We start from the raw sequence: 14,025 nt of genomic DNA, 5'->3' as shown, positions 1-14,025 counted from the left end.
GTCGTATGCTCTTGCCCAGCGGCATCGAGGGAGATGGAGGATCCATGGCGGATCGGGAAGTGCTGACCTGGGAACTATTCGGGACGGCGAGCCGCGAGCTCGCCACCGAAATCGCCAAAGACGGGTTCGAACCGGATCTGATCCTCTCGATCGCGCGTGGTGGCCTATTCGTCGCCGGGGCGCTCGGTTACGCACTGGACGTGAAGAACCTGCACGTGATGAATGTCGAGTTCTACACCGGTATCGATCAGCGCCTCGATCTCCCGGTCATGCTGCCGCCGGTCCCGCAGGCGGTCGATCTGGCCGGCGCGACGGTCCTGATCGCCGACGATGTGGCCGATACCGGCGCCACCCTCAAACTCGTGCGCGACTTCTGCATCGATCATGTCGCCGAGGTGCGCTGCGCGGTCGTGTACCAGAAACCGCATTCCGAGGTCGATTGCGAATACGTCTGGCGGCGCACCGACCGCTGGATCAACTTCCCCTGGTCCACCGAACCGCCGGTGGTCGATCGGCAGGCCCAGGTACTCGACGCCTGAACCGCACGACTCGGCGCGCGGCTCAGGCGGACGGTGATTACCGGCCGGCCGGATCGCAGAAGTCGATGTCGAGATCGAGTGACCGTTGAGGACGGCCACCCGGAGGCGGAGCCATTGAGGCACGGCGGTTCAGGTCGGTGTCGGCTGCGGTTCGGTGGTTCGTTTCGCGCGAGCGAAGCGGCGCATGATGGGCAGATCCACCCAGTGGTACAGCACCGCAGCGATGGTGGTCGAGACGATCAGGCTCAATATTGCGAATCCGGCCCAGCCGAGGATGCCGAACTGTTTGCCGCCGATGAGATTCCGGGTGATCAGCACCATTACTGGGAATTGGATCAGGTAGAAGGCGTAGGAGACGTTGCCCAGCCATATCATGCGCGGATGGGCGTTGAGACCGCGAATTCCGTGCAGATCGCGTGCGGCGAGGGTGGCCACCACCGCTGTCATCGGTGCGAGCATCAGCACCGACATCTTGTAGTTGACCGGTACCAGCCAGGTCGCCGCGTACGCGCCGACCAGCGCCAGCAGGGGCGGCGTGAGACATGTGTCGCGCCAACGTTCTTCGAGCACCATGCGGGCCGCCAGGACGCCGAGGAAGAACTCCGGCAGCCGGGAGAGCGGAAAATTGTAGCTCAACCAGTACGACAGCGAAACCGGGATATCGGGTTGGGTGAACCAGCGCGGATCGGCGTGCAGTTCGAAGAACGGGGAGGCCTCACCCGGAAGCAGCCGTGGCGCAAGGTATTGGTGATCCCCTTCGGACCGGGCACCCACAGGTAGTAGGCGGTGTGCAGGGCGATGATGGCGAGCATCAACAGCCCCGCGGCCAGCAGCAGCCGCCGGGTGGGGATCCGCATGATCAGCGGAAGCAGCAGTGGAAAGCTCAGGTAGAACAGCATTTCCGAGGCCAGTGACCAGGCGGGCACATTCAATCCGCCCACGGTGGTCCATTTCGGTACCCAGGTGTGCACGAGCAGCAGATTCGGCATCCACACGACCAGCCGTGACAGCGGCACACTCGCCACCACCACAAAGGCCAGCGCGGCCAGCAGATGCATGGGATAGATCTTGAGCACTCGCCGCCGATAGAAGCCGCGCACCGACATTCCGGGCCGGAACGACCAGTAGATGATGAATCCGGATAGCACGAAGAAGAAGGTGACCCCCGCCGCCCCAGCTGCATGGGTACCCACCAGTGGATCTGCGCGAATAGCTCGGACTTCTGGAACGGGTAGACCGGCAGGAAAACCAAGGCGTGCAACACGAATACCGCGAACGCCGCCCACCACCGGACGCCGGTCAGCGACGGCAGCGCGGGCCGACTCGGCTCCGCGGAAAACACTGTCTATTCGATCGGTGCCGACAGCGGCAATCTGCATGTCGTACTCACCAACGGCCAAGTGGCCGTGTGGTTCGGAGCGTGCGCCGCGGCGCGAGATGTTCAGATACTGCGGTCACTATCTCACGTCCGATCGAACGTGCTGAGGGATCGGCTGAATGATGCGTGGCGGGCCGGGGCTGGATGGCGATCGGGTTGCGACCCAACGTTTTCCCGGATCGACCAGTTGATGTCAGCGTCACCTCGGGCGAAGTGATGTCGTGGGACAGTTGGCCAGGGGAACCGGGGCAGCTGTCATTTGCTGGTGCAGAAGGGATTAAGGCATGTCAGTGCAACGGCAAGTCGCGATTGCGCGCGACGGTGGGCGCATCCGTCCGCTCGGGCCGTTCGGGGCCGCGGCGATCACCCTGATCGCAGGGGCGGTCGTCATGTTGTTCGTCAGCGCGATCATCGACTGGGTAACCCTCGCGGACTTCGAGAGAAGCTGGGACCAACCGCAACACATGCGCAAGGAATGGCAGTCCAGCACCTGGGCCGGCAGCATTGCGTCGTGGTTGCTGCTGTGCGCGGGAATCGTTGTCATCGTGTGGCTATGGCGCGCGCGTCGCAATGTCGAGATGCTGTGCGCCGCACGGCATCGACTGTCGATCGGCTGGGTGATCGGCGGCTGGTTCTGTCCCGTGGTCAACCTCTGGTTCCCACACATGGTCATCGCCGATGTATTGCGCGCGAGCGACCCACGAACCCCCGCCGACGCACCGGTACTGCGTGGCCGTCCGGCAGGGCCGTTGGTCACCGCGTGGTGGCTGTCCTTCCTGGTCGGCTGGGCACTCACGGTCGTGACGATCCGATTGAGCGCACCGGAGCCGAGAGGAAAAACAACCGGCGAGTACTTCGTGTACGGGGTCGGCCCCGCGGGCGGATGGGGCCTGATCGCGGTGGAGCTGATCCAAACCGGTGTGCTGGCGGTCGCGGCAATCTGCCTGGGGACCATAATCATCCAAATCCAGCGCTGGCAGGAGATCCGCGCGAGTTACCTGGACGGTCGACCCGGCACCGGGTCGGCGCCGACACCACGCACCCCGTCATCACCGACGCCGTGGACCCGCCCGGCGGGCACCGCTGCCGCATCTGCCTCGACGGCGGCCACCGAGGAACCCCGACCAACTCCTGACCCAGTGCCGCCAGCCGAATCGAGCACATCCTTCACCGAGCCGTCCGTGCAACCCGGCCCGCACACCCTGCCTATGCGCGACACCGATCCCTCGACGATCGGCCCGTACACACTCTTCGGCCGACTCGGCTCCGACTCCGTCGGCGATATCTACCTGGGTCGCGCAGCCGACGCGACCGAGGTCGTCATCCGGGCCATGCACCCCCACCACGCCGCCGACCGCATGGGGCTTGCTCGCGCGTTCGCCGCGGCCCGGACCGTGCACAGCGACTTCACACCGGTCGTGTCGGCCGCCGACGCCGATGCGCGGCGGCCATGGATTGCGACCGAATACGTTGCCGGACCCTCGCTGCGCGACCTGATCGCCGAACGCGGGCCGCTACCGCCACTGGCTGTCGAGGGCATCGCCGCAGGTGTCGCGCACGCCTTGTCCGCCCTCCACGACGCAGGTCTCGTGCACGGTGCTCTCACCCCATCGTCGGTCATCATCACCGAAGCCGGGCTCCGTGTCGTCGATTTCGGTGTCCCCACGCAGCCCGAGCCGTCGGTATTCACAGCACCGGAACAACTCGCCGCTGTACCGACGGGGCCAGCATCGGACATGTTCTCCCTGGGCGGCGTGCTGGCATTCGCGCTGACCGGCCGCGCGCCGTTCGGAGATGCGGATGCCGCGACGCTGCTGCACCGCATCGCCACGCAGCGACCAGACCTCACCGGCATACCCGAAACCCGACTGCGCTTCGTCATCACCGGCTGCCTCGCCGAACAACCCGCTGCCCGCCTCACCACGGCGCAGGTACTCGCGCACCTCGAACCCGTAGCGCCACCGCATCCAGCACCGTCCCCACGGACACCCGTTCCCGCACCGCCGCCGGGTGCGGTGACGTCGTCCGCGGCTGCGCCCACAATGTCGCCGCGTGATGAGGATCCCTCGGCGAGCGGCGCCACCGTGTCACCGCCGCTCGCACAGCAGATACCGACACGGTCGGCGAACGTCGTCGAGCGGCCGGGGCATGACAAGCTCGACGCGGGCGCAATAGTCGTGATCGTCCTCGCGTTGGTCATCGTGGTCGCCGTGATCGTGGCAGCGATCCTTACCTCCCTAGGGTCCAGCCGCAGCGATGCTCCTGCGGGCAGGGCACGGCCCGGAACGCCGACGACGATCGCGCTTCCGGCGCAGCTGCAATCTGTCGACAATATGGCGGTCGACGGTGCCGGTGATATGTGGTTCTTCGACTCACGCAGCTTTTCCCAAGGTGTTGGATCGGGAGTCTGGAAAAGGTCCGCGGCCACCGGCGCCGCGGCCACGGTCCCCGGCATCGGGCCGTCCGGCCTCCTCTCGCTCACGGCCACGGACGCCGGTGATCTTTATGTCGGCGCGAGCAGTAACGAGTTGTTCTTGGGCCCGCAGCCGTCGACGTTCGACGGAATCCTGAAGGTATCGGCCGCCTCCGCCACACCGATCCCGGTTCCTACCGGCCACGACGTGTATCCCCGTTCGATAGCGGTGAGCAACACGGGTGACATCTACATCGCAGGCGGTGGACGATCGCTGAAGAAGCTGCCTGCAGGGTCGAATTCTGTTATCGTGCAGCCGTTTCCGGGCCCCGAGGAGATCAGCGAGGTTGCGGTCAACAATGTCGGAGACATCGTCGTCGTCGACAAAAAGAACTGGAACGCGAACACCACATGGAAACTTGCCGCCGGCACGTCTGTGCCGGTGCGGATCGACGCGGTCCCCGGAAAGGTCGCCGACATCGCCATCAGCGACAGCGGCGATCTCTACGTTGTTCCCGAGTCCAGCGTGAAACCGCAGATTCTTCGTTTTCCGTCGGGGTCCGGCGCTCCCGAGGCGCTTTCCACGCCGCTTTCGCCCGAGGCTGTGGAGGTGACGAGGTCCGGCGATGTGTACGTGCTCGGCGCGAGCGGCGCAACGACTTCCGTGCTGAGGATGCCCGGGCAGTCGGCCCCGGTCTCGTCCAAGAAGAACGCGCGGTCGACGACATCCACGACGAGTACGCCATCGGCACCTCGCGTCGAGACGCCCCCCGCGAACATCAACCAGACGGTGTCGGCACCCGAACGCGGTGTGGCGTACGAAGTTCCGGCTGACTGGACGGTTGAGTCCACATCCGTCATCGGCGGCGTGGAGAGCTCTCGGGGACGGCTCACCGGCAAGGGATATGCCCACTTCAAGCGGGCCACCTGCGAGACCTCGGGAGGGCCCGCATCGTGGATTTCGCGCTCCAAAGACATCTCGGATCCGGCCGCTGCCGCCGTCGATTTCGGTCGTTCGGGTGCCCAAGGTGGGTGGGACGATACCAAAGACGCCAGGCCCGGCCCCGCCGTGCCGTTGACCACTGCGGGTGGCGGTATCGCCGGGTGGATGGTCGAGACCACCGGCACGACCCGCCCACTCGAGCCCTGCGGCGGCTCGCGATATTCGGTGTACACGTTCGGGTTCACCAGTGGCAACGAGACATTGGTCGCGGTGATCGTCTCCGATCGCGGCGTGCCGGGTGCCATCGATATCGAGTCGGCCAAGAAGATTTTCACGACCCTCCGCCGACTGTAGACTCGCGCCGACTTTCTGTGTCCGCGCGGTCGGCAGGCCCAAGTTACTCGACGCCTGAACTCGGTGCGCGACTCAGGGCGGACGGCGCTTACCGGCCGGATCGCTCGGCAACGGCGGCGTCGAGGCGGGCGCCGAGCGCGTTGATCTGGTCGCGCAGCCGGATGAGATGCTCGATCGGATAGCCGACCTCCGCCATGACCGCCTCGATCATCTGCCGGGCCTGCGGTTGCAGTGCGCGTCCGGCTTCGGTGGCGCGTAGTTCGACGGCACGGCGGTCGTTGGCACTCCGGACGCTCTCGACCAAACCATGTGCCTGAAGTCGCTGGATGAGCGGTGAGACCGTGCCGTAGTCCAGCTGCAGCTGTTCGCCGAGTTCCTTCATGGTCATCGCGGGCCGCCCCCACAACGCCAGCAGGGCCAGGTACTGCGGATAGGTAACACCCATCCCCTCGAGAAACGGCCGGTATGCCGCGGTCATCGATCGGGATGTGGAATACAGAGCAAAGCACAGCTGTGATGCGAGCGAGAGCAGGTCGGCATCGGATCCCCCCACGGCTGCGGTAGCACCATCGGACCCCGCTTCCGCTCCGACACGCACCACTGGTGTGGGATGCGCTTCTTCGGGCATCAGAACACTGTATCCCAGCGAATTCGCTCCATAAGTTGTGCTGTTGCGGAGTGACGGCACGGGAAGCGAACGGTAGCGATGACACCCGATTTCTGACACCGGTTCTACCGGGCAAGGCTGAGACGAGCGCGCCGCATGGTGACGGCCAGGACCGTCCGGTCACCGAACTGTTCCGCGTGGCCTCAGTGCCGAAGCTGCAGTGGCGGTGCGGCATCCGCCGGGTCGACGTCAACGGCCGGGTCTCGGTGCAGGATGTGATGTCGCGTCCGGGGTGGACGCCGCACACCGCGCTCGCCTGGAGGATCTGTTCGGACATGCTGGTGATGCCCGCCTCACGCAACATAGATGCCAAATGTCATGACGATTGGGCGGCGCTCATCGCCGCATGGCGCGCCGGCTATCGCCGGGACAGTTGCGGCGGCGAAGCGGCAAGAGGATCCGCGGTTCGACCGCCCGATCTTGGCCCTATCCGCGCTGCTCTCGCTCGTAATAGGCTTCGGTCTGTGGTTCAGGCCCGCACGGAAATGGACTTCGTATCGAGGTAGGCGCCGATACCCTCCGGCCCGAATTCGCGGCCGATGCCGCTGTTCTTCACACCGCCGAAGGGCGCGGCAGGGTCCATGGTGTAGGGCTGGTTGATGCCGAGGGTGCCGGAACGGATGCGCAGGGCGACGGCCGAACCGCGATCGATATCGGCGGTCCACACGGAGCCGGACAGCCCGTACTCGGTGGCATCGGCGATCTCCACGGCGTGGTCGTCGTCGGTGTAGGTCAGCACACTCAGAACCGGTCCGAAGACTTCCTCCCTGGCGATCCGCATCGAACTATCGACATCGGCGAAGACGGTCGGCCGGATATACCAGCCGCGATCGACCGTATCCGGCAGCGCGGTGCCGCCGGTGAGCAGGCGCGCGCCCTGGTGCTGTGCGTTTTCGATATAGCCGCGGACACGGTGTTGCTGCCGTTGCGAGACCATCGGGCCCACCCGGGTCGCGGGATCGAAAGGGTCACCGACGGTGAGGTTTTCGACCTTGTCGACCAGGGCGTCGAGAAATGCGGAGCTGCGGTGCCGTGGCAGCAGTATCCGGGTCTGGGCCACGCAGGCCTGGCCGCTGTTCATCAGTCCGGCGACGAGCATGCCTTCGGCGACATCGTCGGGATCGGCGTCGTCGAGTACCACGGCGGCGGATTTGCCACCGAGTTCGAGGCTGACCCTGCGCAGCGCGGCCCCGCATGTTTCGGCCACCTGTCGTCCGGCGGCGGTGGAGCCGGTGAAGGACACCTTGTCCACACCCGGGTGCGCGACGAGGTGACGGCCGGTGTCCTGGTCGCCGGGCAGAATGCTGACGACACCCGGTGGCAGGCCGAGTTCGTCGAGTAATTCGGCCATGAGGTAGGCGTCCAGCGGTGTCTCCGGCGAGGGTTTGAGCACGATCGTGCAGCCTGCCAGGAGGGCGGGAATCAACTTGGCGACGATGAGGAACATCGGCATATTCCAGGGGATGATCGCGGCCACCACACCGACGGGTTCGTGGACGACGAGGACATCGCCACCGATGAATCCGGATCGCGTCTGCTGCCACGGATAGTTCTCGGCGATATCCGCGAAGGCGCGCATCATGACGCCGGGAAGCCGGGCGTGCGCCGATCGGGCGAAGGTGATCGGCGCACCCATCTCGATGGTGATCAGCTGGGCGAGTTCATCTTCACGCGTGGTGTAGCGCTCGGCCAGCCGCCGAACCAGCGCGATCCGCTCGCTCGGATCAGTGCGCGGCCAGGGGCCCTCGTCGAAGGCCGTGCGGGCCGCGGACACAGCCCGATCGACATCCGTCGGCGTCGCGGCGGGGACACGGGCGACCACCCGCTCCGAATGCGGCGAGATCACCTCTATCGTGTCGGCGGTGGCCGGCCTCACCCACCGCCCGCCGATGAACAAATGCTCGTGTGTGGCCATGCGTATGCCTCGTGCTGGATCGTCTCGGCTACTCACAGTGTTGGTGCGGTGATGTCGCGGTAGAAGCGGACAATCGGCGGCGGGTCGACACATAGACCAACGGGCGGCGAGAACCCTCCTGCTTTAGTGGTCTCGGCAAGTCGTTCCTGCACGGCCGCGATGTCGTCGGCTTCGATCTCGTAGACCGCTACGAACGGGCCCTCGGTGATGGGGGCGAACCGTCGAGCGGAGACGATCCCATCGAGTCCCAGCATTTCCTTCATGTGGGTCTCGTCATACCAACGGTTGAATGCCGCAGCGTCTTCGGGGGAGTTGGGCCGGGATTCGACGTAGAGGATTCCCTTGACCATGTGTTGCCTCCTGGTAGGTGTAGCGCTCAGCTGTTCTTGTGGATGTGGCCGTCCTTCATGACGAACCGCACGTCTTCGATGACGGAGATGTCGGCGGTCGGGTCGCCGGGTACCGCGATGATGTCGGCCAGCAGCCCCGGTGCCAGACGCCCACGGTCCTCGACGCCGATGAGTTCGGCGCTGGTGACCGTCGCCGCGCGCAATGCCTGCGCCGGTGTCATGCCGCGGTCGACCAGCGCCCACAGTTCTTTGGCGTTGTGGCCGTGCGGGATAGCGGGTGCGTCCGTGCCGCAGGCGATCTTGACCCCGGCGTGGATAGCCCTGCGTAGGGTTTCGCGAGCGCGGGGGAAGACCTCGGCGGCTTTCTTCTGCAGTGCCGGTGCAGCTTTGGAGACATCGAGGCCTTCGGACAGGTAGCTCGTCGGTACGAGGTACGTACCGTGTTCGACCATCATGGCGATGGTGTCGTCGGTGGCAAGTGAGCCGTGTTCGATGCAGTCGACTCCGGCGCGGATGCACGCACGAATTCCGGCATCACCGTGCGCGTGCGCGGCGACCCGAACCCCGGCACGGTGGGCTTCGTCGACGATCGCGACCAGTTCCTCATCCGAGTACTGCTGAGCCCCCGCCACTGTGCCGTGCGACATCACCCCGCCGGATGCGGAGATCTTGATGACCTCCGCGCCGTATTTGATCTGGTACCGGACCGATTCGCGGACCTGCGGAACCCCGTTGGCACGACCCTCCTCGACACTGAGCGGCATGATGTGCGGGGCGAGGCGTTGGAACATGGTCGGGTCGAGATGACCTCCGGTGGGGGTGATCGCGTGTCCTGCGGCGACGATGCGCGGCCCCGCGATCCAGCCCTGTTCGATGGCGCGGCCGAGGTCCACATCGAGCAGATAGCCACCGGTCTTTACCATCAGACCGAGGTTGCGGACCGTGGTGAAGCCGGCGTGCAAGGTGGTGCATGCGTTCACCGTGGCCCGCAAGGTGCGATACACCGGATCGTCCTGCACGCCGTGCATCGGGTTCGGCAGCCCCGAGGGGTTGTCCGGGCCGCCGATGAGCAGGTTGACCTCCATATCCATCAACCCGGGCAGCAGCGTGAGCTCACCCAGGTCGATGACCTGCGCGCCGGCGGGCAGCTCGGGCGGGTCGATCGCGGCGATGCGGTTGCCCTCGACGACGATCACCGCCGAGGTATGCCGCTGCCCGGTCTCGACGTCGACCCAGGCCGCGGCCCGCAGCACGATCACCTGATCGTTCACAGGCCGGGCTCGATCACGCAGGTCAGCGATGCCGACCCGGTGTCGGGTATGCGTGGTTGCCTCCACACTTCGACCGGGAAGGACACCTGGATCATCGAATACAGCAGGTACATCAGGTTTTTGGCGTCTTCGGGTATATCGTCGATCGTGAATTTGTCGCAGTAGGCGAGCGCGTCCTCGGCGCGCGGGGTGATGGCGTCGTAGAACCGCTGCATATCGTCCATCGAACTGTCCAGGCGGCGGCGGTAGCGTTTGGTTTCGGTGGGCAGGCACCACAGTGCCGCATACGGTTCCAGGTCGGCGAATTCGCCGGGCAACAGGGTTTCGCTCATCGCCGGGCCTCCGCACGCTCGCGTTCGTAATCGCCGACCCAGTCGGCGGCGACCTTGTGCAGGTGCCGCAACAGGATCTCCTGATCGTTGAGTTGGAATGTCGTGACCGCACGGGATTCGAGCATGAGCTGCGTCGCCTCCAGCGTCGAAGAGTCCTGCAGCCCATACTCTTTGAAGGTGACCGCGGCCATTTCGTGCGCGACCCGATCGCGTGGGGTGCGGGCGGGCGGGAAGTACAGGTTGCCTTCGAAAATGTGGGAGTTGTAGGACGTCGGCCAATAGTGATAGGTCAGATACCAGCCGCCGGACCAGATGAGAATGACGAAGTTCGGCCACAGCTGGAAGGAGTCCAGGCCCCACGGGTCGCAGCCCGCCGGATTGAGCCCTTCGGGCATCGGGCCCAGATCCGGGACGTCCCACGGCCCGAACAGACCGCTGCGGGTGATGTCCTCCATGGGTTTACGCATGGTCGGATCGAGTTCCCAGGTGACCACACCGGAGGTGCTGACGAGCCGGTGCGGTCCGTCGAGTTGGTAGTGCGGCGCCTCGAAACCGGCCCGCTGCGCGGCGACAGAGAAGTTGTCCGGAGTCTGCTTTCCGTGCAGAACGGGTGCGTGATAGAACTCCTGGAAAGCGTCCATGTACAGCTTCCAGTTCGCTCCGACCTCGGACCGGTACGAATAGCGCTCGGTGAGCCGATCGAACGGGTAGCCCTCCAGACCGGCCACCATCGGGCCCAGGAATTCTCGCAAACTCTGACGCGGCTCGGCGGCGAGGTTGACGAAGATGAATCCGGACCAGACCTCGCAGTGCACTTTCGCTAGGCCCAGATTTGCCTTGTCGAGGTCGAAAAACTCCTCTTCCTGCTGAACGAAGGCCAGTGCACCGTCGAGTCCGTAGCGCCAGCCGTGGTATTTGCAGGTGAACTGGCGACAGGTACCGGAGGTTTCCTCGCGCGGGATTTCGTTCCACACGAGTTTGTTGCCGCGGTGGCGGCAGATGTTGTGGAAGGCGTTGATACCGCCGTCACGGTCGCGCACGATGATCACCGAGGTGTGCGCGGCATGGATCTCCTTGGTGAAGTAGCTTCCAGTGCGCGGAAGTTGTTCTACGCGGCCGACATTGAGCCAGGCGCGTTTGAAGATCGCCTCGCGTTCGAGTTCGAAGAACTCCGGCGAGATCGAGTCCTCGTACGACATCGGTTCGATGCCGAGCTCGGGATAGTGCTGCGTCCAGCTGCCCTCGGCGGGCTTGGGCCAACGAGGCATTGGGTTGACTCCTGAAATGGTCTGCGGAAGGGGGTTATTCGATCGGTTCTTCACCGAGTACGGTGGTGCGCAGCATCTCTCGCGGTGAGTCCTGCGGATACGGGGCCGCACGGTGGATGACGCCCCGGTTGTCCCAGATCACGGTGTCACCAACCGACCACTCGTGCCGGTAGACGCGCTCGGGTGCGGTGCAGCGACGCAGCAGACCGTCCAGCAACGCGCGGCTCTCGCTCGGGGGCAAGCCTATGACGTGGTCGGTCGACGCCCCGAGTACCAGTGAGCGACGTCCGGATTTGTGGGTCCAGATCAACGGGTGTTGCTTGCTCGGTCGGCGTCGCCACACGGCGAGTTGTTCCGGTGTCGGATCTGCGGTCACACCCCGCTGCGACGCCTCGAGCGAATGCACAACCCGCAACGGCGCGAGAAACTTCTGTTCCGCGGCACTCAGATTGCCGAAAGCCTTGTAGGTGCTGGCGAATTCGGTTTCTCCGCCGCTGGCCGCGACGGCCTTGGCGGTGAGCATGGTCGCCATCTGGGGGTAGGCATCGTCCTCTGGAGTGCAGCCGTCGATATGCCAGTCGAAGGTCGCACGCAGATAGCTCGCCGAGGAATTCTTTGTCGTGTCGAGGCTGACCCGGTATATACCCTCGACCGGATGATGCCCGGGTGAGGTATCGACCTCACCCAGTTTGCGGCAGAACGCCACCTGCGTCTCGGGATCCAGATGCAGGTCGCGGAATACCAGGACACCGTGCTGCTCCAGGATATTGAGGATTGTGTCAGGCAGGGACGGGTCGGTGAGTAACGTCCGCGGATCGACGCCGTGGACTTCCGCGCCGACATCGTGGCTGAGTTCGTCGATAGTGATCGTCATGAGGGTGTGGTCCTTCCGGCCATTGCCCGCTCACGGCGCTGTGGCCGAGTTGGAGAAACAAGTCAGGGCCAGGGTTCGGCAACGCGTTCGAGTTCGGCGTCAGCGCTGTCGACGGGTTTGGGCTGCTTGAAGATCTCGATCGCCATCGCGACGGTCACCAGCGAATACACCATCCGCAGTAGTTGGATCGCATCGTCGGGCAGGTCGTCGAGCGGAAATTTGTCGCAGTAGGTGATCGCGTCGTCCACCCGGGGAAAACACGCGTCGTAGAAGGCCTGCATCTCGGCCATCGACTTGTTCAGACGCTGCTTGTATCGTTCGGATTCGACTGGCAGACACCAGATTCGCGCGAAGGGCTCGAGATCGGCGAAGGCCGGTGGCAGCAGTGTGGTTGTCATCGCGCACTCACCTGCGCCAAGTCGGTGCGGTACTCGTCGACCCAGTCCGCGACGGCCTTGTGGAAATGGCGCACGAGAATCTCCTGGTCGTTGACGGGGAAATGCGTCATCCCCACGGTCCGGTAGGCCGATTCCAAAGCTGTCTGCGTGCCGGTGAGCATGCCCGCGTCCTGGAGCGCGAATTCCTTGAACACCACCGAGGCGACCTCGTGCTCGACCCGCTCGCGAACCGTGCGCGCAGGCTGGAAGCAGAGCACGCCCTCGAAGCGGTGGCTGTTGTAGGAGGTCGGCCAATACCGGTACAGCAGATACCAGCCGCGGTAGATGAGAATCTCGATATTGGGGAAGATCTGGAAGTTATCGATACCCCACGGATCGATCCGGCCGGGATTCAATCCCTTCGGCATCGGACCCAGATCGGGGGATTCCCACGGCCCCACCAGGCCGCTTCGAGTGACCCGCTCGATCGGATACATGAACTCCGCGGGCATCGTCCAGCGTCGCGCGCCGCCGGTCGACACCATCCGGTGCGGGCCGTCGACCTGGAAATGCGCGCACTCGAAACCCTTTCCCGGGGTTCGCACCGCACTGGGCACCTGCTGGGAGTGCAGGCCGGGAACGTGGTAGTACTCCTGGAACGCGTCGGCGAACAGTTTCCAGTTACTCTGATTGTCCGCCTTGAATTCGTACCATTCGGTCATCTTGTCGAACGGGTAACCATCCAGATCGGTGATCATCGGGCCGAGGAATTCCCGCAGCGTCTGTCGCGGCTCGGCATCGAGGTTGACGAAGATGAACCCCGCCCACACCTCGCAATGCACCGGCGCGAGCCCGAGATCCTTCTTGTCCAGGTCGAAGAACTCACCCTCCTGCTGCACGAAGGCGAGCGACCCGTCGAGTCCGTAGCGCCAGCCGTGATATTTACAGGTGAACTGCCGACACGTGCCCGACGTTTCTTCCCAGGGGAATTCGTTCCACACGAGTTTGTTGCCGCGATGTCGGCACACATTGTGCAGCGCACGGATACTCCCGTCGCGGTCACGCACAACGATGATCGACGTGCGGGCAACATCGAGTTCCTTGGTGAAATAGCTACCGGTGCGGGGCAACTGCTCGATCCGGCCGACATTGAGCCAGGCACGTTTGAAGATCGCCTCGCGCTCGAGTTCGAAGAATTCGGGCGAGACCGAGTCCTCGAACGACATCATGCCGGTCCCCAGCTCCGGATAGTGCTGGGTCCAGCTGCCTTCGGCAGGCTTGGGCCAAAGGCGCTGGGGCGCCGGTTCGCTGACGAGTTCACTCACGACTGCACCTCGCTGGCGC

At 64.7% G+C, this 14,025-nt stretch carries 13 protein-coding genes; 2 read left to right on the top strand and 11 right to left on the bottom strand.

Going from position 1 to position 14,025, the window contains the following annotated elements; all coding sequences use genetic code 11:
- The first annotated feature begins 44 nt into the window (after positions 1-44).
- Positions 45-539, top strand: coding sequence for a phosphoribosyltransferase (locus ACIBJI_RS15815; protein WP_364343602.1), 495 nt, complete (start codon positions 45-47; stop codon positions 537-539).
- 129 nt (positions 540-668) lie between these two features.
- Here the strand turns inward: ACIBJI_RS15815 and ACIBJI_RS15810 are convergent, their stop codons facing one another.
- Together ACIBJI_RS15810 and ACIBJI_RS15805 are read right to left on the bottom strand one after the other, a co-directional pair.
- Positions 669-1,175, bottom strand: a complete 507-nt coding sequence (locus tag ACIBJI_RS15810; protein WP_397084632.1) for an acyltransferase family protein — start codon at positions 1,173-1,175, stop codon at positions 669-671.
- Complete coding sequence (locus tag ACIBJI_RS15805) at positions 1,172-1,732, bottom strand: acyltransferase family protein (protein WP_397084630.1); 561 nt, start codon at positions 1,730-1,732, stop codon at positions 1,172-1,174. Before ACIBJI_RS15805 ends, ACIBJI_RS15810 begins: the two co-directional genes overlap by 4 nt.
- Before the next feature lie 469 nt (positions 1,733-2,201).
- On the opposite strand from ACIBJI_RS15805, the gene ACIBJI_RS15800 reads away from it, so the two are divergent.
- Positions 2,202-5,627 carry a DUF4328 domain-containing protein gene (locus ACIBJI_RS15800; RefSeq protein WP_397084628.1) on the top strand — a complete coding sequence of 1,142 codons (3,426 nt, stop codon included), beginning with the start codon at positions 2,202-2,204 and terminating at the stop codon, positions 5,625-5,627.
- Positions 5,628-5,715: 88 nt separating this feature from the next.
- Here the strand turns inward: ACIBJI_RS15800 and ACIBJI_RS15795 are convergent, their stop codons facing one another.
- The 9 genes from ACIBJI_RS15795 to ACIBJI_RS15755 form a co-directional block, all read right to left on the bottom strand.
- Positions 5,716-6,255: a MarR family winged helix-turn-helix transcriptional regulator gene (locus ACIBJI_RS15795; RefSeq protein WP_397084626.1), complete on the bottom strand. Its 540-nt coding sequence runs from the start codon at positions 6,253-6,255 to the stop codon at positions 5,716-5,718.
- Positions 6,256-6,763: 508 nt separating this feature from the next.
- Positions 6,764-8,209: an aldehyde dehydrogenase gene (locus ACIBJI_RS15790; RefSeq protein WP_364343614.1), complete on the bottom strand. Its 1,446-nt coding sequence runs from the start codon at positions 8,207-8,209 to the stop codon at positions 6,764-6,766.
- 32 nt (positions 8,210-8,241) lie between these two features.
- A complete protein-coding gene (locus tag ACIBJI_RS15785; protein WP_364343617.1) occupies positions 8,242-8,559 on the bottom strand; it encodes a hypothetical protein in 318 nt (105 codons plus the stop codon).
- 26 nt (positions 8,560-8,585) lie between these two features.
- Positions 8,586-9,830, bottom strand: coding sequence for an amidohydrolase family protein (locus ACIBJI_RS15780; protein WP_397084623.1), 1,245 nt, complete (start codon positions 9,828-9,830; stop codon positions 8,586-8,588).
- Positions 9,827-10,162 carry a hypothetical protein gene (locus tag ACIBJI_RS15775; protein WP_364343623.1) on the bottom strand — a complete coding sequence of 112 codons (336 nt, stop codon included), beginning with the start codon at positions 10,160-10,162 and terminating at the stop codon, positions 9,827-9,829. Before ACIBJI_RS15775 ends, ACIBJI_RS15780 begins: the two co-directional genes overlap by 4 nt.
- A complete protein-coding gene (locus ACIBJI_RS15770) occupies positions 10,159-11,430 on the bottom strand; it encodes an aromatic ring-hydroxylating dioxygenase subunit alpha (protein ID WP_397084621.1) in 1,272 nt (423 codons plus the stop codon). Before ACIBJI_RS15770 ends, ACIBJI_RS15775 begins: the two co-directional genes overlap by 4 nt.
- 34 nt (positions 11,431-11,464) lie before the next feature.
- Positions 11,465-12,304 (bottom strand): TauD/TfdA dioxygenase family protein, encoded by an 840-nt coding sequence (locus ACIBJI_RS15765; protein ID WP_397084620.1) that lies wholly within the window; start codon positions 12,302-12,304, stop codon positions 11,465-11,467.
- A gap of 62 nt (positions 12,305-12,366) precedes the next feature.
- Entirely contained in the window at positions 12,367-12,702 is a 336-nt protein-coding gene (locus ACIBJI_RS15760) for a hypothetical protein (RefSeq protein ID WP_364343632.1), read from the bottom strand.
- Positions 12,699-14,006 (bottom strand): aromatic ring-hydroxylating dioxygenase subunit alpha, encoded by a 1,308-nt coding sequence (locus ACIBJI_RS15755; protein WP_364343635.1) that lies wholly within the window; start codon positions 14,004-14,006, stop codon positions 12,699-12,701. Before ACIBJI_RS15755 ends, ACIBJI_RS15760 begins: the two co-directional genes overlap by 4 nt.
- Positions 14,007-14,025: the final 19 nt, after the last annotated feature.

It is taken from the genome of Nocardia sp. NPDC050408, from assembly GCF_044458905.1.
Taxonomy (GTDB): Bacteria; Actinomycetota; Actinomycetes; order Mycobacteriales; family Mycobacteriaceae; genus Nocardia.
Note: the sequence above shows the minus strand (reverse complement) of the source record. Positions and strands in the feature narration are given on the sequence as shown.